Source organism: Psychrobacter sp. 1Y4, from assembly GCF_051847555.1.
Map to the genome: position 1 here is coordinate 1 of NZ_JBPYDE010000695.1, position 647 is coordinate 647.

Sequence of the window (647 nt, forward strand, 5' to 3'; positions counted from 1 at the left end):
GGTTGAGAAGTTACTTACCTAATCGTTATAGTATAGATAAAGCAATTGTCATAGACCATAAAGGCAATACAAGCCATCAGATTGATGTTGTTATCTATGATAACTACTTTACTCCATTCATCTTTACACAAAATGGTTTCCATTATGTTCCTGCTGAAGGCGTATATGCAGTTTTTGAAGTTAAACCAGACATCAGAGGAAGCATTAAAGGTTCAGGGAACTATATAACTTACGCAGGCGAGAAGATTGAAAGTGTTCGACGCTTGACTCGTACCTCTACATCAATGATTAATTCAGGAAAACCTGTTCCACGTAGACCACTAACTAAAATTCTAGGCGGTATTCTAGCTACTACTAATACCTATGATAATCGTAATAATAAAACAATCGAGAAGCATATTAAAAGTTTGGTCAACCTTCAAGGTATTGATTTAGGTTGCGTTGTAGATTATGGCAGCTTCTTTGTTGATTATAATGGTGAAGAAAACACTGAAGAGCTTGATTTTATTAAACGAATAAATGAGTACTATGAAAAAAGAGAGTTCAAAGAATTACATTTTAGTCGACCTGAAAACTCTTTAATTACTTTCTTTATGCAATTAACTCAATATCTTCAGCAAGCTATAGGAACTATTCCAGCTATTGAT

1 protein-coding gene is annotated in these 647 nt (G+C 33.8%); it reads left to right on the plus strand.

What is annotated here, in order from left to right:
• Positions 1 to 647, plus strand: a 647-nt coding sequence (locus tag ACS8FC_RS18380) for a DUF6602 domain-containing protein (protein ID WP_439297847.1), incomplete at both ends; no start/stop codon positions are given.